Source organism: Roseateles sp. P4_D2 (genome assembly GCF_056401875.1).
Window position 1 is genome coordinate 322,328 of sequence record NZ_JBFUIM010000014.1, and the last position, 23,609, is coordinate 345,936.

The window sequence follows — 23,609 nt, forward strand, 5'->3', positions numbered from 1 at the left end:
GAGGCACAGAGACGCAGAGAGGCCTTCATCCTGCTGCCTCTGTGTCTCTGTGTCTCTGTGGCTTTGTTTTGATTTCACTTCAGACTCCCACGTACTTCTGCCACAGCGCCGGGTCAGCCGCCAGCGCCGCCGATGGGCCGGCCCAGGCGACGCGCCCGCGCTCGACGACGGTGTGGTGGTCGGCCAGGCGGATCAGCCGCTGCACGTATTTGTCGACGACGAGGATGGTCTGGCCGGCAGCGCGCAGAAGGTCCAGGCAGCGCCAGATCTCCTCGCGCACGAGTGGGGCCAGGCCTTCGGTCGCCTCGTCCAGCACCAGCAGGCGCGGGTTGGTGACCAGGGCGCGGCCGATGGCCAGCATCTGCTGCTCGCCACCCGACAGCTGCTGGCCCATGTGGCCGGCGCGCTCGGCCAGGCGCGGGAAGAGGCCGTAGACGCGCTCGACCGTCCACGGCTCGGACGCGTCGCTGCGGTTGGCCGCGAAGGCGCGCAGATGCTCGTGCACGCTGAGGTTGGGAAACACCTGCCGCCCCTCCGGCACCAGCGCCAGCCCCAGCCGCGCGATGCGGTCGGCCGGCCAGCCGGTGACGTCCTGGCCGCAGAAGCGGATGCGGCCGGCGCTGGGCGCCATCCAGCCGCACAGGCAGCGCAGCAGCGTGCTCTTGCCCATGCCATTGCGGCCCAGCAGCGTGGCCACCTCGCCGGCTTGCATGGTCAGGTCCAGGCCAAACAGCACCTGGCTGGCACCGTAGCCGGCTTGCAGGTCCTTGATCTCGAGCAAGGCCGTCATACGGCCGCCTCCAGCTCGTCGCCAAGGTAGGCGCGCTTCACCTCGGCATGCTCGCGAATCTCGGCCGGCGTGCCGCTGGCGATGACGCGCCCGGCCACCAGCGTCGAGATGCGGTCAGCGAGGCGGAAGACGGCGTCCATGTCGTGTTCGACCAGCAGCAGCGTCAGGCCTTCGCGCTTGAGTGCCTGCAGCAGCTCGACCATACGGGTGGACTCGTCCGGACCCATGCCAGCCAGCGGCTCGTCCAGCAGCAGCAGGCGCGGCTTGGCAGCCAGCGCAAGGCCGACTTCAAGCTGGCGTTGCTCGCCATGCGCAAGCTCGCCGGCGGTGCGGCCGGCCTGAGCCGTCAGCCCCACCCGTGCCAGCAGCGCGTCGGCTTCTGCATGCGCGGCCGCGTCGGCGCGCGCGGTGCGCCACCACGACGGCGCGCCCTCGCGCCGCGCCAGCACGGCGAGCACGAGGTTGTCGCGCACCGAGCAGGGCTTAAACAGACTGGTGATCTGGAAGCTGCGCACCAGGCCGGCTTGTACGCGACGGGCCATGCCTTGCCGCGTGACGTCCCGACCATCGAAGACGATCTGGCCCGCGTCGGGCGCGAGGGCGCCGGAGATCTGGTGGATCAGCGTCGTCTTGCCGGCACCGTTGGGGCCGATCAGTGCATGCAGTTCGCCCGCCCGCACCTCGAAGCTCGCGCCATCGGTCGCCGCCAGCGCGCCGAAGCGCTTCACGAGTTGTTTGACTTCAAGCACGGCGCCAAACCCCTGCAAGGCCACGCGGCGCATACAGCACGACGAGCAGCAGCAACGCGCCCAGGCCGAGCTGCCAATGCAGCGTGTAGCCCGACAGCAGCTCTTCCAGCAGCAGCAGCGCCAGCGCGCCCAGTGGCCCGCCCCACAGCGCGCCCGCACCACCGATGATGACCATGACCATCAGCTGGCCGGACTGCGACCAGTGCATCAGATGCGGCGACACCAAGCCGTTGAGATTAGCCAGCATGGCGCCGGCCAGGCCCGCGATGGCGCCCGCGAGCACGAAGGCCTGCCAGCGCAGTGCGAACACCCGCCCACCCGCGGCGGCCACACGCACCTCGTTCTCGCGCGCGCCTTGCAGCAGCCAGCCGAAGGGCGAGTTCACGACGCGCTGCAGGCCGGCCATGACGATGGCGAAGAGTGCGAGCGCCACCCAATAGAAGTTGGCGTCGTCCTTCAGGTCCAGGCCGAAGCCAAAGGCCGAGCGCTGCGCCAGCGGCAGGCCGTCGTCGCCGCCATAGGCCTTCAGCGACACGGCGAGGTAATAGAACATCTGCGCAAAGGCCAGCGTGATCATGATGAAGTAGACGCCGCGGGTGCGCAGGCTGATGGCGCCAATCACCGCCGCCGCGATCGCACTGACCACCATCGCGGCCGGCCATGCGACCCAGGCTGAGGTAATGCCCGCATCCATCAGCACGCCGACCGTGTAGGCGCCCAGGCCGATGTAGGCCGCGTGGCCGAAGCTCACCAGGCCACCAAAGCCGAGGATGAGGTTGAGGCTGGACGCGGCGATGGCGAAGATGAGGATGCGCGTCGCGACGACCGTGTAGAACTCCAGTCCCATGGCCTGCAGCAGCGGCGGCAGTGCTGCGAGCAGGGCCAACAGCAGCCAGATCCAACGGCCAAGGCCACGGTGGTGGAGTGCGCGAGCTTCAGCCATGGGATGGGAAGAGGCCGCGAGGCTTCCAGAACAGGATGGCAGCCATCAGCACATAGATGAGGATGGATGCCAGCGCCGGGCCGAGGTTGGACGCGACCTCGGGCGAGGCGAGCTGGCGCAGCGCGGCCGGCAGCAGCGTGCGGCTGGCGGTGTCGACGAGGCCGACCAGCAGCGAGCCGACGAGCGCGCCGCGTACCGAGCCGATACCGCCGACGACGATGACGACAAAGGCCAGGATGAGGATGCTCTCGCCCATGCCAACCTGCACGGCGAGCAGCGGGCCGAGCAGCGCACCGGCCAGCGCACACAGCGCCGCGCCGAGGCCGAACACGGCGGTGAACAGCTTGCGGATGTCGATGCCCATGGCGGTGGCCATCTGGCGGTTGGACGCACCGGCGCGCACCCACATGCCGGCGCGGGTGCGGGTGACGAGCAGCCACATCAGCAGAGCGACAGCGAGGCCGACACCGATGATGAGCAGGCGGTAGGCCGGGTAGAACAGGCCGGGCAGCAGTTCGACAGGACCTGACAACGCAGCGGGCGTGTTCAGCATCAGCGGCTGGTCGCCCCAGAGGATGCGCACCGCCTCGTTGAGCATGAGGATCAGCGCGAAGGTGGCGAGGACTTGGCTGAGGTGGTCGCGGGCGTAGAGGCGTCGCAGAAGTGTGACTTCGAGGGCCATGCCGAGGATGGCGGTGCCTACGAGTGCGGCGAGAACGGCCAGCAGGAAGGAGCCGGTTGCGCCTGCGACCGCCGCGGTCAGGTAGGCGCCGACCATGTAGAGCGAGCCATGGGCCAGATTGATCATGTCCATGATGCCGAACACGAGGGTCAATCCTGCGGCGAGCAGGAAGAGCATCAGGCCGAATTGGAGGCCGTTGAGGAGTTGCTCGGTGATGAGGATCCAGTCCATCAGTTGGGTGCTTTCCCAAGCTGGGGCTTTGCGCCACTGCCCAGCGGGGAGTTCGCCCCCGCGGGCGACCTACTTTCTTGTGCGCACAAGAAAGTAGGCAAAGAAAGCGCCCCCGAACCGCCCGCCCCTTTGCTTCGCAGCGGGGTGCCCTGCGATGCTCGGTCCTTGAGGCCCCCGCGCAAAACTCGCGCCGCTACGCTCTGCTCAAACAGTTGCGCGGAGTCAGAGCTTGAAGCGAGCTTCGCTCGCGGCCTCAAGGCCCTGCGCTTCTCGGCGGGCTCAGAGGGGGAAATAGAAATGCCTCGTTGCGAACGGCCTTCGGGCTTGGCTGTCGGCTGCCCGGTTGTTTCGGGAGCCTCCCCTTCTAAACCGCCGAGAAGCGCAGAAGCCCGGGGCGCGAGCGCAGCGAGCTTCGACGACTGACTTCGCGCCCCTTTGTTTGAACGGAGCGTAGCGAAGTGAGTTGGGCGCGGCCCCGGGCTTCGAGCATCGCAGGAGACCCGGCTCCGCCGGGCGGTTTTGCAGGGGAGAGCTTTTTGCCTACTTTTTGGCGGCGCAAAAAGTAGGTCGGCCGCCGGGACGAAATCCCGGCTGGGCCTGTACGTCAACCCATGCTGCGACAAAACAGCCCTCAGCTCATCTTGCAAGAGGCCGCATACGCATCCTCATGCTGCGTGAAGATCTTCCCCAACGTCCGGTTCGTCACCCTTCCCTGCCCATCCTTCGTGATCACCCGCAAGTAGTAATCCTGAATCGGGTACTGATTCCGATTGAACTTGAACGCCCCACGCACCGACTCGAACTTCGCCGCCTTGATCGCCTTCAACAAAGCAGGCTTGTCCTCCACCTTTCCCTTCACATCCCTCACCGCCGCATTCATCAACAACGCCGCGTCATACCCCTGGCTCGCATACAGCGACGGCAGCCTTCCGTAGTCCTTCAGGAAATCGGCAACGAACTTCTTGTTCGCCACGTTGTCCATGTCATGCGCCCAATGCGAGCTGTTGAACATGCCCAGCATCGGCTCACCCACCGCCTTGATGACGTCCTCGTCGGCCGAGAACCCAGGCCCGAACAACGTCACGTCCTTGGACAGGCCCGCACCGACGAACTGCTTGATGAAGTTGATGCCCATGCCGCCGGGCAGGAAGATGTACATCGCATCCGGCTTGGCGGCGCGCGCCTGCGCCAGTTCTGCTGCGTAGTCCAACTGGCCGAGCTTGGTGTAGATCTCCTCGACGACGGCGCCCTTGTAGTAGCGCTTGAAGCCCGTCATCGCGTCCTTGCCGGCCGGGTAATTGGGCGCCAGCAGCACGAGCTTCTTGAAGCCCTTCTCCGTCACCGTCTTGCCCACGGCCTCGTGCAGGTTGTCGTTCTGCCAGGCGACGTTGAAGAAGTAGGGGTTGCACTGCTCACCGGCGTACTGCGACGGACCGGCGTTGGCGCTGATGTAGGGGATCTTGGCGTCGAACACCGACGGGCCGACGGCCAGCATCACGTTGGAGAAGACGATGCCGGTCATCAGGTCGACCTTGTCGCGCTTGATCAGGCGCTCGGCGCCCTGCTTGGCGACCTCTGGGTTCTGCTGGTCATCGGCTGTGATCATCTCCACGGGCAGGCCGCCGAACTTGCCGCCGCTGTGCTTGAGGCCGAGCGCGAAGCCATCGCGGATGTCTACGCCCAGGCCAGCACCGGGGCCGGACAATGTGCTCAGGAAGCCGACCTTGAGCTTGTCGGCGGCCTGGGCCGTGGGGAGCAAGGCAAGGCCGAGGGTGATGGCGGCAAAAGTCTTCTTCATGCGCAGGGTCTCCATGGAAGGGGTCAGGCTTTGAGCTTGAAGCGCTGCAGTTTGCCCGTCTCGGTGCGCGGCAGGCTGGTGCGGAACTCGATGGCGCGCGGGTATTTGTAGGGCGCGATGGTGGCCTTCACATGCTCCTGCAGCGCTTTCACGTCACCGGCATGGCCCGCGCGCAGCACGACAAAGGCCTTCACCAACTGGCCACGCTCTTCGTCCGGCACGCCGATGACGCCGCATTCGGCCACGGCGGGGTGGCTCAGCAGCGCGGCCTCGACCTCGGGGCCGGCGATGTTGTAGCCGCCCGAGATGATCATGTCGTCAGTGCGCGCCTGGTAGACGTAGTAGCCCTCGTCGTCGATCAGGTAGGAATCACCGGTGAGGTTCCAGCCGTCCTGCACATACTGATGCTGGCGCTCGTCGGCGAGATAGCGGCAGCCCGTCGGGCCCTTGACGGCGAGATGGCCGACCTTGCCCGCCGGCAGGGGCTGGCCACCATCGTCGAGGATGCAGGCCTGGTAGCCGGGCACGGGCTTGCCGGTGGCGCCGGGCTTGGCCGTCTCTTCGGTATGGGAGATGAAGATGTGCAGCAGCTCCGTCGCGCCGATGCCGTCGAGCAGCTCGATGCCCGTTGCCTGCTTCCACAGCGCGCGCGTCGCGGCGGGCAAGGCCTCGCCCGCGCTGACGCATTTGCGCAGGGACGAGAGGTCGTGCTGCGCCACCACCGGCGCCATCGCGCGGTAGGAAGTCGGCGCAGTGAAGCAGACTGTGGCGCGGTGCTCGGCAATCGCCGCGAGCAGCAGCTCGGGCGCGGGCTTCTCCAGCAGCACCGCAGATGCCCCCACGCTCATCGGGAACAGCAGCAGGCCGCCCAGGCCAAAGGTGAAGGCCAGCGGCGGGCTGCCGATGAAGACGTCGTTGGCCTGGGCGCGCAGGCAATGCACCGGCCAGCACCGACAGATCGCGATGACGTCGCGATGGAAGTGCATCGTGCCCTTGGGCTGGCCCGTCGTGCCAGATGTGAATGCGATCAGCGCGCAGTCGTCGCTGGCGGTGTCGACATTCGTGAACCAGGCCGGCTGGCGCGCGGCGCGCGCTTCCAGGCCGCCTGGCTCGCAGCTGCGGTAATGGCAGATGCCGCGCAGCAGCGGGTTCTGCAACTGCGCTGCCGCCAGCTCATCTGCCAGTGCCGCATCGCATAACGCATGCGTGACCTCGGCCTTGGCAATGACCTTGCCGAGTTCGATCGCACGCAGCAGCGGCATCGTCGCAACGGCAATCGCGCCGGCCTTGATGACCGCGAACCAGCAGGCTGCAAGCTGCGGCGTGTTGGCACCGCGCAGCAGCACGCGGTTGCCGGGCACGACGCCGAGTTCGTTGACCAGCACGTTGGCGATGCGGTTGGCCTCGGCCTGCAGCTCGGCATAGGTCCAGCGGACGCCAGCGCCTTGTACGCAGGGCCGGTCGCCTTGCCCTTGCTCGACCCAGCGGTCCAGCAGCTCGGTCGCCGCATTCAGCCTGGGGCCGAACTGCAGCTCGGGCAGTTCGAACACCAGCTCCGGCCACTGGTCCTGCGGCGGGAGGTGGTCTCTTGCGAAGGTATCCAGATGGGCCGATGGGTGCATGACGTCCTCAGGCTTGCTTGAGCAGTTCGCGACCGATGATCAGTTGCTGCACTTCGCTGGCGCCCTCGTAGATGCGCAGCGCACGGATTTCCCGGTAAAGGGATTCGACGATCTCGCCCCGGCGCACGCCGCGGCCGCCGAAGAGCTGCACCGCAGCGTCGATGACCTGCTGCGCGCCCTCGGTGGCCATCAGCTTGGCCATCGCGGCTTCCTTGGTGATGGTCTTGCCCTGGTCGCGCTGCCAGGCGGCGCGGTAGACCATCAGCGCGGACGAGTCCACGGTGCAGGCCATGTCGGCGAGCTTGGCCTGGGTCAGCGGCAGGTCGGCCAGGCGGGCACCAAACATTGGGCGTTCCTTGGCCTGCTTCAAACCTTCCTGCAGCGCGCGGCGGGCAAAGCCCAGCGCAGCGGCGGCGACGGAGGTGCGGAAGACGTCCAGCGTGCGCATGGCCAGCTTGAAGCCCTCGCCCGGCACGCCGAGCATCTGGCTCTTGGCCACACGGCAATTCGTAAAGCGCAGCCGCGCGAGCGGGTGAGGCGCGATGACGTCGATGCGCTCGGCAATGTCGAATCCCGGCAGGTCGGCATCGACGATGAAGGCCGAGAGGCCACGCGAACCGGGCGCTTCGCCGGTGCGCGCGAACAGCACGTAAAAGTCGGCGATGCCGCCGTTGGAGATCCAGGTCTTCTCGCCGTTCAGCACATAGCTGTCACCGTCCTCGGTGGCGCTGCATTGCATGGCGGCGACGTCGGACCCAGCTTCGGGCTCGGACAGCGCGAATGCCGACAACGCCTCCCCACGAGCAACCCGCGGCAGATACCTTTCACGTTGAGCCGGCGTGCCCTGCAGCGAGATGGCGCCCGAGCCCAGGCCTTGCATCGCGAAGGCGAAGTCGGCCAGGCCGTCATGCTTGGCCAGCGTCTCGCGGATCAGACAGATGGCGCGGGTGTCGATGGCCTGGCCTTCGCCAGCCACGGCATGATTCAGCCAACCCGCCTGGCCGAGCTGGGCGACCAGGGTGCGGCATTGCGCGTCGATGTCGCCGTCATGGTCGACATGCTGCAGATGCTCGCCGCACCACGCATCCAGCGCGGCCGCCAGCTCGCGGTGCTTGGCGTCGAAGAAGGGCCAGTCGAGATGGTCCATCTCAGTCTCCCTGGAACACGGGCTTCTGCTTCGCAACAAACGCTTCAAATGCGCGGTGGAAGTCCTGGGTCATCATGCAGATGGCCTGGGCCTGCGCCTCGGACTCGATGGCTTCGTCCACGCCCATGGACCACTCTTGATGCAGCATGCGCTTGGTCATGGCGTGGCCGAAGCTCGGGCCGGCGGCAATCTCGCCAGCCCAGGTCGTCGCTTCATTCAACAGTTGCTCGGGCGCGATCAAGCGGTTCAGGAAACCCCAGGACAGCGCCTCTTCGCCACCCAGGCTGCGTCCGCTGTAGAGCAAATCCGACGCCCGCCCCTGGCCGACGATGCGCGGCAGCATGGCGCAGGCACCCATGTCGCAGCCGGCCAGGCCCACACGGGTGAACAGGAAGGCCGTCTTGCTGCGTGCGGTGCCGACGCGCAGGTCGGACGCCATCGCCATGATGGCGCCGGCACCGGCGCAGACGCCGTCAATGGCCGTGACGATGGGTTGCGGGCAGGCGCGCATGGCCTTCACCAGATCGCCCGTCATGCGCGTGAAGGCCAGCAGGTCGGGCATGCTCATGCCGGTCAACGGGCCGATGATCTCGTGCACGTCGCCGCCGGAGCAGAAGTTGCCACCGGCGCCCTGGATGACGATGGCTTTCACGTCGTCGACATAGCTGAGCCGGCGGAACAGATCGCGCAGCTCGGCGTAGGACTCGAAGGTCAGCGGGTTCTTGCGCTCCGGCCGGTTCAGCGTGATGACGCCGACGGCGCCCTGCTGCTGCCAGACGAAGTGCTCGGGGCTGTAGCCGGCGAGGCTCTGGCTGTTGCCGGAAGTCAGATAGGGGGTCATGCGGCATCCTTGGCCAAATGGGTTTTCAGTTGCGCGAGCAGCTCGTGGACCTGGGTCTTCTGCGCAGGCGTCCAGCCGGCAAACAGCTCGACGATCCAGCCCTCGTGCGTGGCGGCCATGCGCTTGAACTGGCGGCGGCCCTGCGGCGTGAGCTTGACGATGAAGCTGCGGCGGTCGTCGGCGCGGGTCTCGCGCAGCACCAGACCTTCGGCTTCGAGCTGGTCGGTGATGCCGGTCACGTTGCCGCCGGTCACCATCAGGCGCTTTGAAAGCTCGCGCATCGTCAGGCCGTCGGGGTGGCGCTCGAGCTGGGCGAGCAGGTCGAAGCGCGGCAGCGTGGTGCCGAAATCGGCGCGAAGGCGCTGGCGAATCTGGTCCTCTACGCGGGTCGTGCAGGACAGCAGGCGCAGCCACAGCCTGAGGGCCTGGTGGTCGTCTTCCGAAAGACGCGTTTCGAGATCGGACTCGGTGGCCGACATCACATCGTCTCCCCGCCGCAGACGGCAATGGCCTGGCCGTTGATGGCGCCGTTGCCGACGATCCATGCCACGGTGTCCGCCACTTCCTCGGGCTGGATCAGGCGGCCCTGCGGGTTCACCTTGGCCAGCTCTGTGCGCGCTTGCTCGGCCGTGCGGCCGGTCTTGGCGACGATGGTGTCGACGGCATTCGCGACGATGTCGGTCTCGGTGTAGCCCGGGCACACCGCGTTGACCGTCACGCCCTTGGCCGCCACTTCCAGCGCCATCGCCCGCGTCAGTCCCAGCACGCCATGCTTGGCCGCGCAGTAGGCCGCCACATAGGCATAGCCCTTCAGCGCCGCCGTGCTGGCCACGTTGATGATGCGACCTTCCTTGCGCAGCAGCATGCCGGGCAGCACCGCGCGGCTGCACAGGAAGCTGCCGGTGAGGTTGACGTTGAGCAGGCGCTGCCACAGCTCCAGCGAGGTGCGGGCGAGCGGCGCCGTCTCGACCTGGCCGGCGTTGTTGACGAGGATGTCCACGTCGCCCACGGCAGCGAAGGCGTCGGTGACGCTGTCCTCGTTGCCGACGTCGCAGATCTGGATGGCCACATCACCCAACGCCGCCTGTGCACTGCGCAGGCGATCTTCGTTGCGACCCATCAATGTGACGCGCATGCCGTCCGCGAGCAGCCGCTTCGCCACCGCGGCGCCGATGCCGCTTCCTCCACCCGTCACCACTGCGTGCTTCATACACCCAACGCCTTGTTCGCCTGCTCGGCTGCGGCCACATTGCCTGCGCGCTGGCGCTCGAATTCGCGCTCCAGCTGGCTCTTGCCGGACAGGTACTGTTTTGGCCATTCCAGTCCGATAGGCCCGCGGTAGCCGATGCGCGCGGCCTCGGTCAAAGTCCACGCTGGATTGGCCAGGTGCGGCCGCGCGATGGCGCAGAGGTCGGCGCGCCCCGACGCGATGATGCTGTTGACGTGGTCAGCCTCGGAGATGGCGCCGACGGCCATGGTCGCGATGCCGACGCGGTTGCGGATGCTCTCGGCGAACGGCGTCTGGAACATGCGGCCGTAAACGGGCTTTTGCGCCTTGCTGACCTGGCCGGACGACACGTCGATGAGATCGGCGCCCGCTTCCTTGAATGCGGCAGCGAGGGTCACTGCGTCCTCGGGCGTCGTGCCGCCCCGCACCCAGTCGTGAGCCGAAATGCGCACGGACATGGGCCGGTCCAGCGGCCAGACCTCGCGCAGCGCCGTGAAGACTTCGAGCGGATAGCGCAGCCGGTTCTCCAGCGAGCCGCCGTAGTCGTCGTCGCGGTGGTTGGTCAGCGGCGAGATGAAGGCGGACAGCAGATAGCCGTGGGCGCAGTGCAGCTCCAGCCAGTCGAAGCCGGCATCGGCGGCGCGGCGAGCGGCGCTGACGAAGTCTTCCCGCACGCGGTCCATGTCGGCGCGCGTCATCGCCCGGGCGACCTGGCTGATGCCATCCAGGTATTGCTGCGGCGAGGCCGAGATCAGTGGCCAGTTGCCGTCGGGCAGCGGCAGGTCCTCGCCTTCCCAAGGCACGCGCGTCGAGCCCTTGGGGCCGGCGTGGCCGAGCTGCATGGCGATCCTGGCGCTGCTGTGGGTGTGCACATGCTCAACGATGCGCTGCCACGCGGCGCCCTGGCCGTCGTTCCACAGGCCCGGGCAGCCCGGCGTGATGCGCGCGTCGGGCGACACGCAGGTCATTTCGGCGAAAACCAGTCCTGCCCCGCCCAGCGCCCGGGCGCCGAGGTGGGCCAGGTGATAGTCGCCGGGGATGCCGTCCTCACAGCTGTACTGCGCCATCGGCGACACGACGACGCGGTTCTTCAGCGTGACGCCGCGCAGCTTGAAGGGCGTGAACATCGGCGGCACCTGAGCATCGACACCGCTCTGCGCCGCCAGCCAGCGTTCGAACTCGCCGACATAGCGCGCATCGCGCAGGCGCAGGTTCTCGTGCGAGATGCGCTGCGAGCGGGTCAGCAGCGAATAGGCGAATTGCTCGGGCGCCAGCCGCGCATGGCGCTCGACGTTCTCGAACCACTCGGTCGAGTTGCGCGCCGCGTTCTGGATGCGCAAGACCTCGATGCTGCGCGTGGCTTCATAGGCGTCGAGCGCCGCTGCCAGGTCGCTGTGCGCCTGGATGTCTCGCGCCAGGTCGATGGCGTCCTCCAGCGCGAGCTTGGTGCCCGAGCCGATGGAGAAGTGCGCCGTGTGGGCGGCGTCGCCCATCAGCACAACCGGCGCGCGCCCGTTGTGATGCACCCAGGTCTTGCAGACGACACGCGGGAAGCGGATCCACGACGCCGAGCCGCGCAGGTGCGATGCGTTGGAGATCAGCGGGTGGCCATCCAGCACCTTGGCGAAGAGCTTCTCGCAGAAGGCAATGCCGTCTTCCTTGCTCATGTCCTCCAAGCCCGCGGCGCGCCAGACGTCTTCGGGCGCCTCGACGATGAAGGTCGAGTGCGTCGCATCGAAGCGGTAGGCGTGCGCCTGGAACCAGCCCCATTCGGTCTGCTGGAAGTCGAAGGTGAAGGCGTCGAAGAGCTTGGTCGTGCCCAGCCACACGAAGCGGCAGGCGCGCAGGTCGACGTCGGGCTGGTAGGTGGCGGCGTACTTCTGGCGGATGCGGCTGTTCAGGCCGTCCGCGGCGATGATGAGGTCGGCGTCGATGTCGGCGTCGTCCAGCACGTCGGTCTCGTAGACCAGCTCCACGCCCAGCCCCTCACAGCGCGCCTGCAGGATATTCAGCAGCTTCTTGCGGCCGATGCCGCAGAAGCCGTGGCCGCTGGAGACGATGCTGCGGCCGCGGAAGTGGACGGCGATGTCGTCCCAGTGGTTGAAGGCCTCGCTGATCTGCTCAGCGGTCTCGGCGTCGGCCTCGCGCAGCGCGTCGACGGTCTGGTCGGACAGCACGACGCCCCAGCCGAAGGTGTCGCCCGCGCGGTTGCGCTCCAGCACCCTGACCTGGTGGGCCGGGTCGGCCTTCTTCATCAACAGCGCGAAATACAGGCCGGCGGGCCCGCCGCCGACACAGGTGATACGCATGGGGAACCCCTTCTGCGTAGCACTTTAGGAATCGATAGTTCAAACGTCAAGCATTTATCTTGACTGCAACCCCACGGACAAACCCGCAGCTTGAAGCGGTGGGGAGGGGCGGCGCGACGGCGTCAGCGCGGCTTGCTGTAGTTGACGGTGCCGCGCCCACCGGCTAGAGGCTTGACATCGGCGAGGCGCGCCCGGGCCGCCGCGTTGTCCCGCAGATAGGCGTCAAAGAACAGCAGCTCCCAGGCGGTGGCTTCCTGTTCGGCAGGCCCGCTGAGGAGGTGGCCCTCACCCGGCATTTCGACGGCCCAGGCCGGGCCGCCCAGGCGGCGCACGCCGGCCTTGACGCTGTCGGGCGAGACCGAACCGTCCTTCTCGGCATAGACGGCGAAGAACGGCGTCTTGACCTGGGCAAGGCCGCTGAAGTCGCGGCCGAAGGACCAGGCATGGGTCTGGAAGGGCCAGATGCCGAAGCTGGCGCCCAGGAAGGGCACAAGGCCGAAGCCGGCCTTCAGGCGGGCGTCGCGAAAGGACTGCCCGGGCACAGCCGGGTCGGCGCCGCCGAGCATCGCCAGTACCGTCTGGCCGCCCGCGCTGGCGCCCGAGGCGCCGATGCGGGCCGTGTCCACCGCGCCGGCAAAGTCAGGGTGGCTGAGCACATGGTCAAGCGCCGCCTTGAAGGCCACCCGGCGCAGGGCCACGGGTTCGGCATAGCCGCTGACGCGGCCATCGCCATGGAAGATGTCGACGACGATGTAGCCGTGCGAGGCCAGCTGCTTGAGGTGGGCCAGATGCCAGAGGCCGTGGGTGTTGTAGCCGCCCGAGTAGACGATGAGCGGGTACTTGGCGGCCGGGTCCGCAAAAACCGGCCGCTCGCCCGGCGCCTGCATGTGCGGGAAGACGTTGTCGCCGGTGTCCTTGTAGGGGAAGGCATAGTTCGGCCGGGCGTTGTCGGCGCGGGTGGGATACAGGACGTAGAGCAGCAGTGGCAGCTGCTGCCCGGCCAGCGCCCCCGCGCCGGGTTCGTTGGCCGGTACGGTGACCTTGAGCAGCTGTGCGGCGTCGCGGCGGCTCAGCAGTTCATCGACGTACAGGCTGCGCGAGCCGTCGACCTTGCCGTTGAGATAGTCCACCAGCGGCCGGTCGCCAGCGGCGCTGGTGGCGACCGCCATGTTGGTGCTGCCCACCGCGTACGGGCCGGGTGGGGCGACGAAGTCGGCAGCGTGGGCGCACGCCAGCCCCCCGGTGGCCAGAAGAAGGAGCAATCGGGCCAGCAGGCGAGACATGGAATTCCTTTGGGAGGCGATCAGCGCGGCACGTCGTCCCAGCGCAGGTGCACGACGCGATAGCCGCTGGCCTTCAACGACTGCAGCAAAAAGGGCAACGCCCGCGCCGTCTGGTCCTGAACGTCGTGCAGCAGCACGATGCCACCGCCGCTCTTGGCCAGCTGGCCCAGCAGCTTGGTCGCAAGCATCTGCGGCGTCTGGTCGGGCAGCCAGTCCTCGGCACCGGCGTCGACGGACATGACGGTGATGTCGCGCTCGCGCAGCGCGGCCATCAGCACGGGTGATTCCGCCAGGAAGGGGAATCGATAGGCCGCCGGCTCGCTGCCCAGCACTTCACGGTAGGCAGCCACCATGGCATCCAGGTCAGCGATCTGCGCCGGTGCGGGCAGCTGACCGAATGCCAGATGCTGGAAACCATGCATGCCGACGCTGTGGCCGGCGTCGCGCACCTGGCGGGCCAGGGCGGCGTGGGCGCGCATGGGCTCGCCGTTCATGAAGAAGCTGGCCTTCACGCACTGGTCGGCCAGGGCCTTCAGCACCAGCGGTGTGGACTCGGGCCGCGGGCCGTCGTCGAAGGTCAGCACGACCTCCTTCGGCGCCAGCCCTGGCAGCGCCGCATGTTGCGCCTTGCCCCAGGCCGCGCCCTCGCGCTTGAACGTCAACGTGCGCGATGTGCCCAGCGCATCGGCCGCACAGGCGGGCTGAGCGGGCTGGGCGGGCTGGCCGGACGTGGCGGCGGCCAGGGCCATGGCCAGCAGCAGGCTCATCAGTGGCCGGCCACGGCGGCGGGTTCGCCAAACTCGCCCGCCTCCTCGTGGTCATGCGGGAAGGGCGCCAGCCAGGCCAGCACCACGGGCGGGATGGAGAAGATCAGCACCCAGCCGAAGAAGCTCACGTACTGGTGATTGACGTAGTTCCACAGCAGGCCGCTGACGCTGCCGGTGCCCCACTTGGTCAGCGCCATGACGCCGGTGGCCATCGCGTAGTGCGCCATGCGGAAGGGCCCCGGGGCGATCTGCTGCATCATGTAAAGCATGTGGCCGACCGAGCCCATGCCGAAGCCGAACTTCTCGATGCAGACGATGGCCGCGACGGTCGTCGTGTCCGTCGGCATCGACTGGGCCAGGTAGAAATAGGTCAGGTGCGGGATGTTGAGCACCAGGGCCAGCGTGAAGAAGCTGCGCGGCAGCGTGCGCTTGGCGACAAAGAAGCCGCCCAGGAAGGCCCCGGCGATGAAGGACAGCGTGCCGACCGTGCCGTTGATGTGGCCCAGCGACTCGTTGTCCAGCCCCAGGCCGCCGGCAGCGATGCTGTCGAGCAGGAAGAGCGGGCCGAACTTCTCGATGAAGCCTTCACCGAAGCGGTAGAAGAAGATGACGGCCAGCATCATCCAGATCTGCGGCTTCTGAAAGAGGGTGACCCAGGCTTCGGCCGTGGCGGTCAGGCCGCCGCTCAGGCCTTGGCCGTGCAGCGTGGACGGCGCGCCCGGCGGCAGCACGCGCACATGCCACAGGCCGAAGAGGGCCATGGACGCTGCGGCGATCAGCACGACGATGACCCAGCACTGCACCCAGCTCATCGCCATGTGGTTGTGCAGATAGCCCGTCAGCGACACGAACAGGCCCGAGGCGACAACGGCGCCCATGTTCCAGCACATGCCCTGCAGGCCCGAGTAGCGCGCCTGGTCGGTCTTGGAGACGGTCGTCATGAAGACGCCGTCGGCGCAGGTGTCCTGCGTGGCCGATGCGAAGCCGACGATCCAGAAGAAGGCCAGCGAGAGCTTGAAGAATCCCTCCATCGGCAGGCACAGCGCCACCAGGCCGAGCGCGGCGGCCATCGTGAACTCCATGCTGATGACCCAGAAGCGCTTGCTGCGGTAGGCCTCCAGCAGTGGCGCCCACAGGGGCTTGAGCACCCAGGGCAGGTACATCTGCGAGGTATAGAGCGCGATGTCCTCGTTGGAGATGCCGAGGTTCTTGTAGATGATGGCTGCGACGACCCCCACCATCACATTGGGCAGGCCCATGGCGAGGTAGAGCGAGGGCACCCAGGTCAATGGGTGGCGAATGGATTGAGTCATGGTGGGGTGGGCTTCTTGGTGCCGTTCAGCAAGGCGAGGACGTCAGACGCCTCTTGATTGGATTGCAGGGCTTGGAGCGCGGCCCGGGCCCTGTCGGTGCCCTCGCCGCCGTGCGGGTTGCTGGCCAGCGACTGCAGACCGCGCAGGGCCTTGTCGCGGTTGCCGGATTCGAGATGCGCCCAGACGGCGAGGTAGACGTAGTCGCCAACCTGGGGCTCCAGCACGCTGGCGGCGTCTGCCGCGTTGGTCATGCTGGGGCTCACGCCCTTGACGCCGAGCACGCGGGCCAGCTGATACAGCGTGGGTGCATCGTTGCGGCGCTGCTTGTAGGCTGCCATCAGCCAGGCGCGCGCCTGTTCCAGTGCCTGGGTGCGTTCGGCGCCGTTCGCCTGTGCGGCCACAGCCTGCCAGGCCCAGCCGAGCAGGCGGTTGGCTTCAAAGGGCGGTGCTTCCTGCTGGGCCCACGGAGCAAGGATCTGCAAGGCCTTGTCCGCCTCGCCATAGCGGATCTCGGCATGCGCCAGCGCCCAGCGCATGACATCGGGCGCACGGTCGCCGCCGGCCTTCTTCACGCTCACCTGCAGGCGGGCCAGGACGGCCTTGCCATGTTCGGCTTCAGGACGCGAGGCGATGACCATGCCGTCGAATTCGGCCTCGGCCTGCTCGGTGGGCAGCTCTGTAGTGCGCACCGCGGCTGGCGCGCCACCCGGGATCTGCGCCACATACAGGTTGTCCAGATGCCTGCGCAGCTCACTGTTCAGGCGGCTGGGCGCTATGCCTGTGGCGGGCTCCAGCGCCGTCAGCGCGTCCTCCCCGGCCGCGACACGGCGGAAGTACTCGTTGAAGCGCTGGACGCGCTCGGTCTTGGACAGCACGTAGTGGGTCAGCAGCCAGGACTGCGCGTAGAAGACGCCGAAGAAGCTGTCGTCGATGTCCTTGTCCCCGGTGGACTGGAAGCTCGGCTTGAGCAGCCTGGCCGGCTGCAGCCAGGGGCGCTGGGCCAGGATCGCGGCCGAGGGATTGAACGCGCCGATCTCGATCGAGTCCGGGGCGATGCGCGTCGCGCCGAAGTACTCGGCGTAGCCCTCGACATACCACACGGGATAGGCCATGCGGGCGTACTGAGCCATCACGCGGTGCGCGTACTCGTGGAAGAGCACCTGGCCGGTGAAGTCCTTCGACCAGAGATGGTTGACCGCGAAAGCCTGGGCGCCATCGCTGCCCGAAACGAACAGCCCCGCCAGGCGACGGTTGCGCAGATAGGGCTGGACCCGGGCAATGAGGTCGGGGTCGTCGCTGAGCACGATGGGAAAGGGCGGGCGCGCCAGGCCCTGGCTGGCGCCAAGGGTCAGCAGCATGGCCTCGTGCAGGCGTTCGAGATCCTGCAGCCTGCCCTCGGCCGTGCGCTTGGACGTCTGGGCCAGCATGCGGAAATGCGGGCTCTCGGCCAGCACCCATGACGCAGACCAGGCCAAGGGGCTCCAGCCAAGCAGTCCCAACAGCAGCCTCGCCAACCATCTGCGGTGGTGCATCGTCTGCTCTCCTGGCCTGCCTTATCGGGCCCGCGGCGTCAGCGCCTGCTGCGCCGCCGACACGTAGACCAGCGGCGCATTCCAGTTGACGGCGACCTCGTTGCTGGCATAGCTGCAGAAATGGTCCAGATAGGACCGTGCCGGCTGCACGGCATTGCTGCCCCAGACATAGTCCTTGGCCTGCATGCCCACGCGGTAGGCCGAGCCCCGCCAGCGGGCAACCAGTTCATCAGCAAGCTCCATCACACGGGTTTGAACGACAACGCTGTCATTTTGACTCAGGCGCATGCGGTGCTGGGCTAGGGTTACCCATGCCCAGCCCTTCACATCGCCCCAGGCCCGCGCAAGGCCGCCGGCCAGCAGGCCGGTCGCGACGAAGCAGCGGAGATGGGGACTCATGGTGAGACGATCCAGTTGATGCAGTCGGCAGCGCCGTTGACGTTCAGTGTCACGCCTTTGGCGTAGACGCGTGAAGGCGTGCGGGCGATCAGCAGCAGGTCTCGAACACGACGCACAGCCATCGTCACTCCATCAAGCAATGAACCGGTGGACGCCTGAGCGTCCACCGGCTCGAGGGCCAGAAACCGGTCAGGCCGTCCAGCTCAGCGAGGCGCCTTCAGCCTGCACAGCACTGCGCCGCCCGTCCACCTCCAGCCCCCAGTCGCGCAGCGCGCCCTCGCTGACCTGCGCCGTGTACTGCCCGCCCTGGCGGCTGACCGTGCCACGCGCCGCCATGCTGCCGTCCGCGCCCACGACCGTGAAGGCCGCGCTGGCGCCGTCATCCAGCTCGAACACGCGCAGCACCGTGCCGCGGGCGTAGTCGTAGGCCGGCTTCTCGGTCTCGGCGCCCCAGGCGATGACGCTGTTCGGTGCCGCATAGAGCGGCATCGACAGGAAGCCATGCACCTCGCGATGCCAGCGGCCGCCTTCGCGCTTCTCGCCGCTCAGCAGATGGGTCCACGTCCCTTCTGGGAGGTAGAAGTCCACCTCRCCGCYCTCSGTGAASACSGGYGCSACCAGCAGGCTCTCGCCGAGCTGGTACTGCCGGTCCAGCGTCGCGCAGGCCGGGTCCTGCGGGTGCTCCATCAGCATGGCGCGCATCAGCGGCACGCCGGTCTGCGTCGCCTCATGCGCCTTGGCGTACAGATACGGCATGAGCTGGTGCTTGAGCCGCGTGAATGCGCGCAGCACGTCGCAGCTCTCTTCGTCCACGAGCCATGGCACCCGGTAGCTGCTGCTGCCGTGCAGGCGGCTGTGCGAGGACATCAGSCCGAACTGGATCCAGCGCTTGTAGACGGCCGGCGGCGGGTTGCCYTCGAAGCCGCCRATGTCATGGCTCCAGAAGGCGAAGCCGCAACTTGTGAGCGACAGGCCGCCCCTGAGGCTCTCGGCCATSGAYTCRAASGTGCTCCAGCAATCACCGCCCCAGTGCACCGGGAAGCGCTGGCCCGAGGCGTAGGTGGAGCGGGCGAAGACGATGGCGTCGCTGCCCTGCACTTCTTCGAGCAGCTCGAAGACGGCCTGGTTGTATTGCAGCGCGTACAGGTTGTGCATCTCGACGGGGTCGGAGCCGTCGAAGTAGGTSACKCCYTCGCTGGGGATGCGCTCGCCGAAGTCGGTCTTGAAGCAGTCCGCACCTTGYGCGATCAGGCGCTTSAGGTGGCCCTGGTACCAGGCCTTGGCGGCCGGGTTCGTGAAGTCCACGATGGCCATGCCGGGCTGCCACTGGTCGGTCTGGAAGGTCAGCCCGTTGGTTCTCTTGATGAAGTAGCCGTGCTTCACGCCTTCAGAAAACAGCGGCGACTTCTGCGCCACATACGGGTTGATCCAGAGGCTGATCTTGAGGCCCTTGGCGTGCAGGCGCTTGAGCATCGCCTCGGGCTCGGGGAAGCCGCGCGGGTCCCAGGCGAAGTCGCACCACTGGAACTCGCGCATCCAGAAGCAGTCGAAGTGAAACACCGACAGCGGCAGCTCGCGGCGCGCCATCTCGTCGATGAAGTGGGTGGCGGTGGCCTCGTCGTATTGCGTGGTGAACGAGGTCGTCATCCACAGGCCGAAGCTCCAGGCCGGGGGCAGCGGGGCGCGGCCTGTCAGCGCTGTCAACCGGCCCACGACGTCCTTGGGCGTGGGGCCGGCAATGACGCAGTAGTCCAGGCTCTCGCCCTCGCGGCTGAACTGCACGCGGGCGACCTTCTCCGAGCCGACCTCGAAGGACACGGGGCCGGCCTCGTTGACGAGCACGCCGTAGCCGCGGTTGGTCAGGTAAAAGGGCACGCTCTTGTAGGCCTGCTCGCAGGCGGTGCCGCCGTCCTTGTTGGTGTTCTCGACGATCTGGCCGTTCTTGACCCAGGGCGTGAAGCGCTCGCCCAGGCCGTAGACGTTCTCGCCCACGCCCAGCGACAGCTGGTCGTGGACGTGGTGGCGCACCAGGCCGTCCTTGCCGGCCCACTGGATGAAGCCCAGGCCGCGCCAGTCGCTCTTGGTCAGCACGCGGTCGCCTTCGCGGAAGGTCAGGCTCCAGCCGTCGCCCTTTTTGACGTCGACAGAAATCGCGCCCGAGGTCAGCGTGGCCTGGGTGTCACCGTTGTCGATCTGCACTGGATGCTTGCCGGCGCCGGGCATGGGGATGTGCAGGCGCGGCGCGCTGGATGCGGCGTAGTGCTCGACGCTGACGCGGATGACGCCGGGCAGCGGCGAGCTCAGCGTCACGGTCAGCGTGGGGCCCTGCAGCGTGTCGCCGCGGTGCTTGATGGGGCGGGTCGTGGCGAGCACGACCAGGCGGTCTTCGTGGACTTCGATCGCATAGGCCTCGGCCGCGTAATGTGCGGCCACGCCCGGCTGATGCATCCACTGTCCGTCAGTGAACTTCATGATGAATCAATCTTCCTTGTTGTCTCCGGTCGGCCGGCGGGTGCGCCGGCCCCTCTTGCTTGGTTGGTCTGTCGGGTCTCCTAGGCTGAAGGCGCCTTGACGTGGCGCGCGACGTAGTCGCCGTGTTCGGGCATGCCGCCCACGGTGTGTGTGATGGCCTGGCGCAGGCGCACGAAGTGCTGCAGCAGGGCCTCGGGGTCGATGTGGTCGACGAAGGGGTCGTAGCTCTCGGGCCGCAGGCCCAGGCCGAAGAAGAGCGACACCCACGACGGCTCGGCAAAGCCGTCGGGGTCGAGGATGGCGACACGGCCCGCGCTGCGAAAGAGCTCGATCTGGTGGGCCAGCGTGTCCGGGATCGGCATGGCCGCGCAGTAGCGCCACAGCTCGGCGTCGCGTCGGTCGGTCAGCTTGTAGTGCAGCACGATGAAGTCGCGGATGGACTCGTACTGCAGGGCCATGCGCCGGTTGAACTCGGCCGCCAGGTGGGGCTTGAACTGCCTGTCCGGGAAGAACTGGATGAGGCGACCGACGCCGTCCATGATGAGCTGGATGCTGGTCGACTCCAGCGGTTCCAGAAAGCCTGAAGCCAGGCCGATGGCGACGACGTTCCTGACCCAGCCCTGCTTGCGCCGGCCAGTGGTGAAGCGCAGTTGGCGCGGCGTGTCCAGCGCCTTGCTGTCCAGCCCGGCCAGCAGCGTGCTGGCGGCTTCATCGTCACTGATGAACTGGCTGCAATAGACATGGCCATTGCCGGTGCGGTGCTGCAGCGGAATGCGCCACTGCCAGCCCGCCGCCTTGGCGGTCGACATCGTGTAGGGCGTCAGCGGCTCGACACGTTCGCTCGGCACGGCCTGGGCGCTGTTGCAAGGCAGCAGCGCGCTCCAGTCCTCGAAGGGCGATTGCATCGCGCCGCCGATCAGCAGCGCACGGAAACCCGAGCAGTCGACGAAGAGATCGCCATCAATGCGGCGGCCGTCCTTGAGCTTGACCGCGGCGACGAAACCGTCCTCGGGACGCAGCTCGACATCGACGATCAGCCCTTCAATGCGCTGGGCACCGCGCGCCATCGCGTACTCGCGCAGAAAGGCGGCGTACAGGCCGGCGTCGAAGTGGTAGGCGAAGGAATAGGCATTGGCCGCCGACGGCGCCCCGCCCTCGGGGGGCGTGAAGCGGTTGCGCCTGGCCATGACGGTGGACGTTGACCAGTCCTCGTAGCTGGGCAGCCCGTCCACCTGGCGCTGCAAGCGCAGCCAGTGCTGCCAGGGCGCGCGCGCGTCGATGGCCGGGCCGAAGTCCCCGAAGCCATGGAAGAAGCGGTGGCCGACGTGGCCCCAGTCGCGGAACTCGATGCCGAGCTTGAAGCTGCCCTGAGTGCGCTTGACGAACTCGGCGCCGTCCAGGCCCAAAGTTTGGTTGTAGGCGCGGATGGGCGGCAGCGTGGCCTCGCCGACGCCGATCGTGCCGATGTCGGGCGACTCGATCAGCACGATCTCGCAGGCGCCCTGGCCGGCCTGCGCAAAGCGTTGAGCCAGCGGCGCAGCCGCCATCCAGCCGGCGGTGCCGCCGCCAACGATGACGATCTTGCGGATGGAGGGATCGGACATGGCTGTCTCTGGGCCAGTTTTTATGGAGCCTCACCACAGGACCGGTGGGCGGCGCGATCTTCGGCGAGTCGGGCTGTGTCGCGCTAGGGGCTTTTACCGTATTTACTTCGTACGACGGCCGAACTAATATGGCACCAAGCCCGTCAAAAGCATGGGCAGGACTAGGAGACAAATGCAGGCCGAAGCCGCAAGCAGCCAACAGCTGCTCAAGGTCATCAATCGCATGGCGCTGGTGCGACATCTCTGTGCCAATCCGGGGCTGTCGCGTGCCGACCTGGCCGTGGCCGTCGGCTTGACGAAGTCCACCGTCAGCCTGCTGGTGCGCGAACTGATTCTTGAAGGCTGGCTGGCCGAACGCGAGGTCGTCGCGACCGGCGACCTGGGCCGCCGCCCCACCCCCCTCTTCATCGATCCCGCCCGGCTGGTGCTGCTCGGCGCCGAGGTCGGCATCGAATCCGTGCGCGTCGTCGCCACCTCGCTGACCGGCGAGGTGCTGGCCTGGACCGTCGCCCACTACAGCGCCAACCGCACAGCCAAGGCCTGCATCGCCAGCCTCGCCACGGCGCTGCTCAAGCTGCGCAAGCAGCTGGATGCCGGCCAGCAGATCCTGGGCATCGGCGTGGGCCTGCCCGGTGGCGTCAACGAGGCGCGCGGCGTGCTGCACTTCGCGCCCAATCTGGGCTGGCGCGATATTCCCTTTGGTGCCCTGCTCAGCGAAAAGCTGCAAGACACTTCGCTCGCTGGCGCACCCCTCTTCATACAGAACGAAGCCGATGTGGCGGCCCTGGGCGAAATGGAGTTCAACTCCGCGCCGACGTCGGACCCGCTGCTGTATGTGTCCATCAACCAGGGCCTGGGCGCCGGCGTCATCGTCGGCGACCGCCTGCTGACCGGCAGCCGCGGTTTCGCCGGTGAGGTGGGCCACATGGTGCTGCAGCTCAATGGACCACGCTGCTCCTGCGGCCGACGCGGCTGCGCCGAAGCATTGATCGCGACGCGCGCCATGCTCGGCGGCAGTGAGGATGGCACGACACTGCGCTCGCTGGCCGAAGTACGCGCCCATCTCGTCGACGAGGACGCGCACACGCTGAAGGCTGTGAGTTCCGCCGGCCGCTATCTCGGCGTGCTGCTGCAGAACCTGGCCACCGCCTACGACCCCGCCTGCATCGTGCTGGGCGGTTCGGTCGTCGAACTGGGCGAGCCCTTCCTGAAGCCAGCGCTGGACACGCTGCTCGACTACGCCGCAGCGGCCAGCCTGCCACCGCCGAGCGTGCGCACCTCGTTGTTCGGCGCCAATGCCGTCGCCGTCGGCGCGGCCGCGCTGGCCCGCTACCGCCTGACCCGGCCTACCCTGCCCGGCGCGGTGACGGCTGTGGGCGAGAGCATCAGCGAGGAGTCCGCTTGATGTTCCTCGGCATCGATCTCGGCACCTCCGAAGTCAAGCTGCTGCTGCTTGACGGTGAAGGCCACATCGTCGGCACGGCAGGCAGCGCGCTGACGCTGTCGGCGCCTGAGCCGCTGTGGTCGGAGCAGGCGCCGAGCGATTGGTGGCAGGCCACCGAGGCCGCCGTTGCCAAGCTGCGCGCCGCCCATCCGATGGCCTTTGCCGCCGTGCGCGGCATCGGCCTGTCCGGCCAGATGCACGGCGCGGTGCTGCTGGGCGCTGACGACGCCGTGCTGCGCCCGGCCATCCTGTGGAACGACGGCCGCAGCCACGCCGAGTGCGACGAGCTGACGGCCGCCGCGCCGCGCCTGCACGACATCGCCGGCAACCTCGCCATGCCCGGCTTCACCGCGCCGAAGCTGCTGTGGGTCAAGAAGCACGAGCCCGAAGTCTTCGAGCGCGTGTCCAGCGTGCTGCTGCCCAAGGACTGGCTGCGCCTGCAGCTGACCGGCGAC

General features: G+C 67.6%; 21 protein-coding genes. 2 read left to right on the plus strand and 19 right to left on the minus strand.

What is annotated here, in order from left to right; all coding sequences use genetic code 11:
• Positions 1-79 precede the first annotated feature (79 nt).
• From AC1DW0_RS24120 to AC1DW0_RS24210, 19 genes are all read right to left on the minus strand, one after another.
• Positions 80-790 (minus strand): ABC transporter ATP-binding protein, encoded by a 711-nt coding sequence (locus AC1DW0_RS24120; protein ID WP_477948466.1) that lies wholly within the window; start codon positions 788-790, stop codon positions 80-82.
• Complete coding sequence (locus AC1DW0_RS24125; RefSeq protein ID WP_056193533.1) at positions 787-1,572, minus strand: ABC transporter ATP-binding protein; 786 nt, start codon at positions 1,570-1,572, stop codon at positions 787-789. Before AC1DW0_RS24125 ends, AC1DW0_RS24120 begins: the two co-directional genes overlap by 4 nt.
• A complete protein-coding gene (locus AC1DW0_RS24130) occupies positions 1,532-2,482 on the minus strand; it encodes a branched-chain amino acid ABC transporter permease (RefSeq protein WP_477948468.1) in 951 nt (316 codons plus the stop codon). The genes AC1DW0_RS24125 and AC1DW0_RS24130 overlap by 41 nt, the downstream gene beginning before the upstream one ends.
• Positions 2,475-3,395 carry a branched-chain amino acid ABC transporter permease gene (locus AC1DW0_RS24135; protein WP_477948470.1) on the minus strand — a complete coding sequence of 307 codons (921 nt, stop codon included), beginning with the start codon at positions 3,393-3,395 and terminating at the stop codon, positions 2,475-2,477. Before AC1DW0_RS24135 ends, AC1DW0_RS24130 begins: the two co-directional genes overlap by 8 nt.
• A gap of 631 nt (positions 3,396-4,026) precedes the next feature.
• The gene (locus tag AC1DW0_RS24140) at positions 4,027-5,193 is read right to left on the minus strand and encodes an ABC transporter substrate-binding protein (RefSeq protein WP_477948472.1); all 1,167 of its coding nucleotides are present in this window, start codon (positions 5,191-5,193) and stop codon (positions 4,027-4,029) included.
• A gap of 23 nt (positions 5,194-5,216) precedes the next feature.
• Positions 5,217-6,815: an AMP-binding protein gene (locus AC1DW0_RS24145; RefSeq protein WP_477948474.1), complete on the minus strand. Its 1,599-nt coding sequence runs from the start codon at positions 6,813-6,815 to the stop codon at positions 5,217-5,219.
• Between the two features lie 7 nt (positions 6,816-6,822).
• Entirely contained in the window at positions 6,823-7,962 is a 1,140-nt protein-coding gene (locus AC1DW0_RS24150) for an acyl-CoA dehydrogenase family protein (RefSeq protein ID WP_477948476.1), read from the minus strand.
• Between the two features lies 1 nt (position 7,963).
• Positions 7,964-8,803, minus strand: coding sequence for an enoyl-CoA hydratase family protein (locus tag AC1DW0_RS24155; RefSeq protein WP_477948478.1), 840 nt, complete (start codon positions 8,801-8,803; stop codon positions 7,964-7,966).
• Entirely contained in the window at positions 8,800-9,282 is a 483-nt protein-coding gene (locus AC1DW0_RS24160) for a MarR family winged helix-turn-helix transcriptional regulator (RefSeq protein ID WP_457322693.1), read from the minus strand. The genes AC1DW0_RS24155 and AC1DW0_RS24160 overlap by 4 nt, the downstream gene beginning before the upstream one ends.
• Positions 9,282-10,013, minus strand: a complete 732-nt coding sequence (locus AC1DW0_RS24165; RefSeq protein WP_477948480.1) for an SDR family NAD(P)-dependent oxidoreductase — start codon at positions 10,011-10,013, stop codon at positions 9,282-9,284. The genes AC1DW0_RS24160 and AC1DW0_RS24165 overlap by 1 nt, the downstream gene beginning before the upstream one ends.
• Positions 10,010-12,340 carry a bifunctional salicylyl-CoA 5-hydroxylase/oxidoreductase gene (locus AC1DW0_RS24170; protein ID WP_477948482.1) on the minus strand — a complete coding sequence of 777 codons (2,331 nt, stop codon included), beginning with the start codon at positions 12,338-12,340 and terminating at the stop codon, positions 10,010-10,012. Before AC1DW0_RS24170 ends, AC1DW0_RS24165 begins: the two co-directional genes overlap by 4 nt.
• 122 nt (positions 12,341-12,462) lie before the next feature.
• Positions 12,463-13,623 carry an alpha/beta hydrolase family protein gene (locus AC1DW0_RS24175; protein WP_477948484.1) on the minus strand — a complete coding sequence of 387 codons (1,161 nt, stop codon included), beginning with the start codon at positions 13,621-13,623 and terminating at the stop codon, positions 12,463-12,465.
• A gap of 20 nt (positions 13,624-13,643) precedes the next feature.
• Positions 13,644-14,390 carry a polysaccharide deacetylase family protein gene (locus tag AC1DW0_RS24180; protein ID WP_477948486.1) on the minus strand — a complete coding sequence of 249 codons (747 nt, stop codon included), beginning with the start codon at positions 14,388-14,390 and terminating at the stop codon, positions 13,644-13,646.
• Complete coding sequence (locus AC1DW0_RS24185) at positions 14,390-15,703, minus strand: MFS transporter (RefSeq protein WP_477948488.1); 1,314 nt, start codon at positions 15,701-15,703, stop codon at positions 14,390-14,392. Before AC1DW0_RS24185 ends, AC1DW0_RS24180 begins: the two co-directional genes overlap by 1 nt.
• The gene (locus tag AC1DW0_RS24190) at positions 15,700-17,235 is read right to left on the minus strand and encodes a hypothetical protein (protein ID WP_477948490.1); all 1,536 of its coding nucleotides are present in this window, start codon (positions 17,233-17,235) and stop codon (positions 15,700-15,702) included. Before AC1DW0_RS24190 ends, AC1DW0_RS24185 begins: the two co-directional genes overlap by 4 nt.
• 21 nt (positions 17,236-17,256) lie before the next feature.
• Entirely contained in the window at positions 17,257-17,634 is a 378-nt protein-coding gene (locus tag AC1DW0_RS24195) for a hypothetical protein (RefSeq protein WP_457351878.1), read from the minus strand.
• Positions 17,631-17,756 carry a hypothetical protein gene (locus tag AC1DW0_RS24200; protein ID WP_268795236.1) on the minus strand — a complete coding sequence of 42 codons (126 nt, stop codon included), beginning with the start codon at positions 17,754-17,756 and terminating at the stop codon, positions 17,631-17,633. Before AC1DW0_RS24200 ends, AC1DW0_RS24195 begins: the two co-directional genes overlap by 4 nt.
• 67 nt (positions 17,757-17,823) lie before the next feature.
• On the minus strand, positions 17,824-20,106 hold the full coding sequence (yicI, locus tag AC1DW0_RS24205) for an alpha-xylosidase (protein ID WP_477948492.1): 2,283 nt from the start codon (positions 20,104-20,106) through the stop codon (positions 17,824-17,826).
• Positions 20,107-20,186: 80 nt separating this feature from the next.
• Complete coding sequence (locus AC1DW0_RS24210; protein ID WP_056197277.1) at positions 20,187-21,710, minus strand: tryptophan halogenase family protein; 1,524 nt, start codon at positions 21,708-21,710, stop codon at positions 20,187-20,189.
• 172 nt (positions 21,711-21,882) lie between these two features.
• Between AC1DW0_RS24210 and AC1DW0_RS24215 the strand changes: the two genes are divergently transcribed.
• The gene (locus tag AC1DW0_RS24215) at positions 21,883-23,115 is read left to right on the plus strand and encodes an ROK family transcriptional regulator (RefSeq protein ID WP_056197278.1); all 1,233 of its coding nucleotides are present in this window, start codon (positions 21,883-21,885) and stop codon (positions 23,113-23,115) included.
• Positions 23,115-23,609, plus strand: a 495-nt coding sequence (locus AC1DW0_RS24220; protein ID WP_477948495.1) for an FGGY family carbohydrate kinase, incomplete at its 3' end; no start/stop codon positions are given. The genes AC1DW0_RS24215 and AC1DW0_RS24220, both read left to right, overlap by 1 nt.

Bases quoted from the DNA above. Each gene is read 5' to 3' on its own strand.
- AC1DW0_RS24120 (WP_477948466.1), bottom strand. From the start codon at position 790: ATGACGGCCTTGCTCGAGATCAAGGACCTGCAAGCCGGCTACGGTGCC.
- AC1DW0_RS24125 (WP_056193533.1), bottom strand. From the start codon at position 1,572: ATGCGCCGCGTGGCCTTGCAGGGGTTTGGCGCCGTGCTTGAAGTCAAA.
- AC1DW0_RS24130 (WP_477948468.1), bottom strand. From the start codon at position 2,482: ATGGCTGAAGCTCGCGCACTCCACCACCGTGGCCTTGGCCGTTGGATC.
- AC1DW0_RS24135 (WP_477948470.1), bottom strand. From the start codon at position 3,395: ATGGACTGGATCCTCATCACCGAGCAACTCCTCAACGGCCTCCAATTC.
- AC1DW0_RS24140 (WP_477948472.1), bottom strand. From the start codon at position 5,193: ATGAAGAAGACTTTTGCCGCCATCACCCTCGGCCTTGCCTTGCTCCCC.
- AC1DW0_RS24145 (WP_477948474.1), bottom strand. From the start codon at position 6,815: ATGCACCCATCGGCCCATCTGGATACCTTCGCAAGAGACCACCTCCCG.
- AC1DW0_RS24150 (WP_477948476.1), bottom strand. From the start codon at position 7,962: ATGGACCATCTCGACTGGCCCTTCTTCGACGCCAAGCACCGCGAGCTG.
- AC1DW0_RS24155 (WP_477948478.1), bottom strand. From the start codon at position 8,803: ATGACCCCCTATCTGACTTCCGGCAACAGCCAGAGCCTCGCCGGCTAC.
- AC1DW0_RS24160 (WP_457322693.1), bottom strand. From the start codon at position 9,282: ATGTCGGCCACCGAGTCCGATCTCGAAACGCGTCTTTCGGAAGACGAC.
- AC1DW0_RS24165 (WP_477948480.1), bottom strand. From the start codon at position 10,013: ATGAAGCACGCAGTGGTGACGGGTGGAGGAAGCGGCATCGGCGCCGCG.
- AC1DW0_RS24170 (WP_477948482.1), bottom strand. From the start codon at position 12,340: ATGCGTATCACCTGTGTCGGCGGCGGGCCCGCCGGCCTGTATTTCGCG.
- AC1DW0_RS24175 (WP_477948484.1), bottom strand. From the start codon at position 13,623: ATGTCTCGCCTGCTGGCCCGATTGCTCCTTCTTCTGGCCACCGGGGGG.
- AC1DW0_RS24180 (WP_477948486.1), bottom strand. From the start codon at position 14,390: ATGAGCCTGCTGCTGGCCATGGCCCTGGCCGCCGCCACGTCCGGCCAG.
- AC1DW0_RS24185 (WP_477948488.1), bottom strand. From the start codon at position 15,703: ATGACTCAATCCATTCGCCACCCATTGACCTGGGTGCCCTCGCTCTAC.
- AC1DW0_RS24190 (WP_477948490.1), bottom strand. From the start codon at position 17,235: ATGCACCACCGCAGATGGTTGGCGAGGCTGCTGTTGGGACTGCTTGGC.
- AC1DW0_RS24195 (WP_457351878.1), bottom strand. From the start codon at position 17,634: ATGAGTCCCCATCTCCGCTGCTTCGTCGCGACCGGCCTGCTGGCCGGC.
- AC1DW0_RS24200 (WP_268795236.1), bottom strand. From the start codon at position 17,756: ATGGCTGTGCGTCGTGTTCGAGACCTGCTGCTGATCGCCCGCACGCCT.
- AC1DW0_RS24210 (WP_056197277.1), bottom strand. From the start codon at position 21,710: ATGTCCGATCCCTCCATCCGCAAGATCGTCATCGTTGGCGGCGGCACC.
- AC1DW0_RS24215 (WP_056197278.1), top strand. From the start codon at position 21,883: ATGCAGGCCGAAGCCGCAAGCAGCCAACAGCTGCTCAAGGTCATCAAT.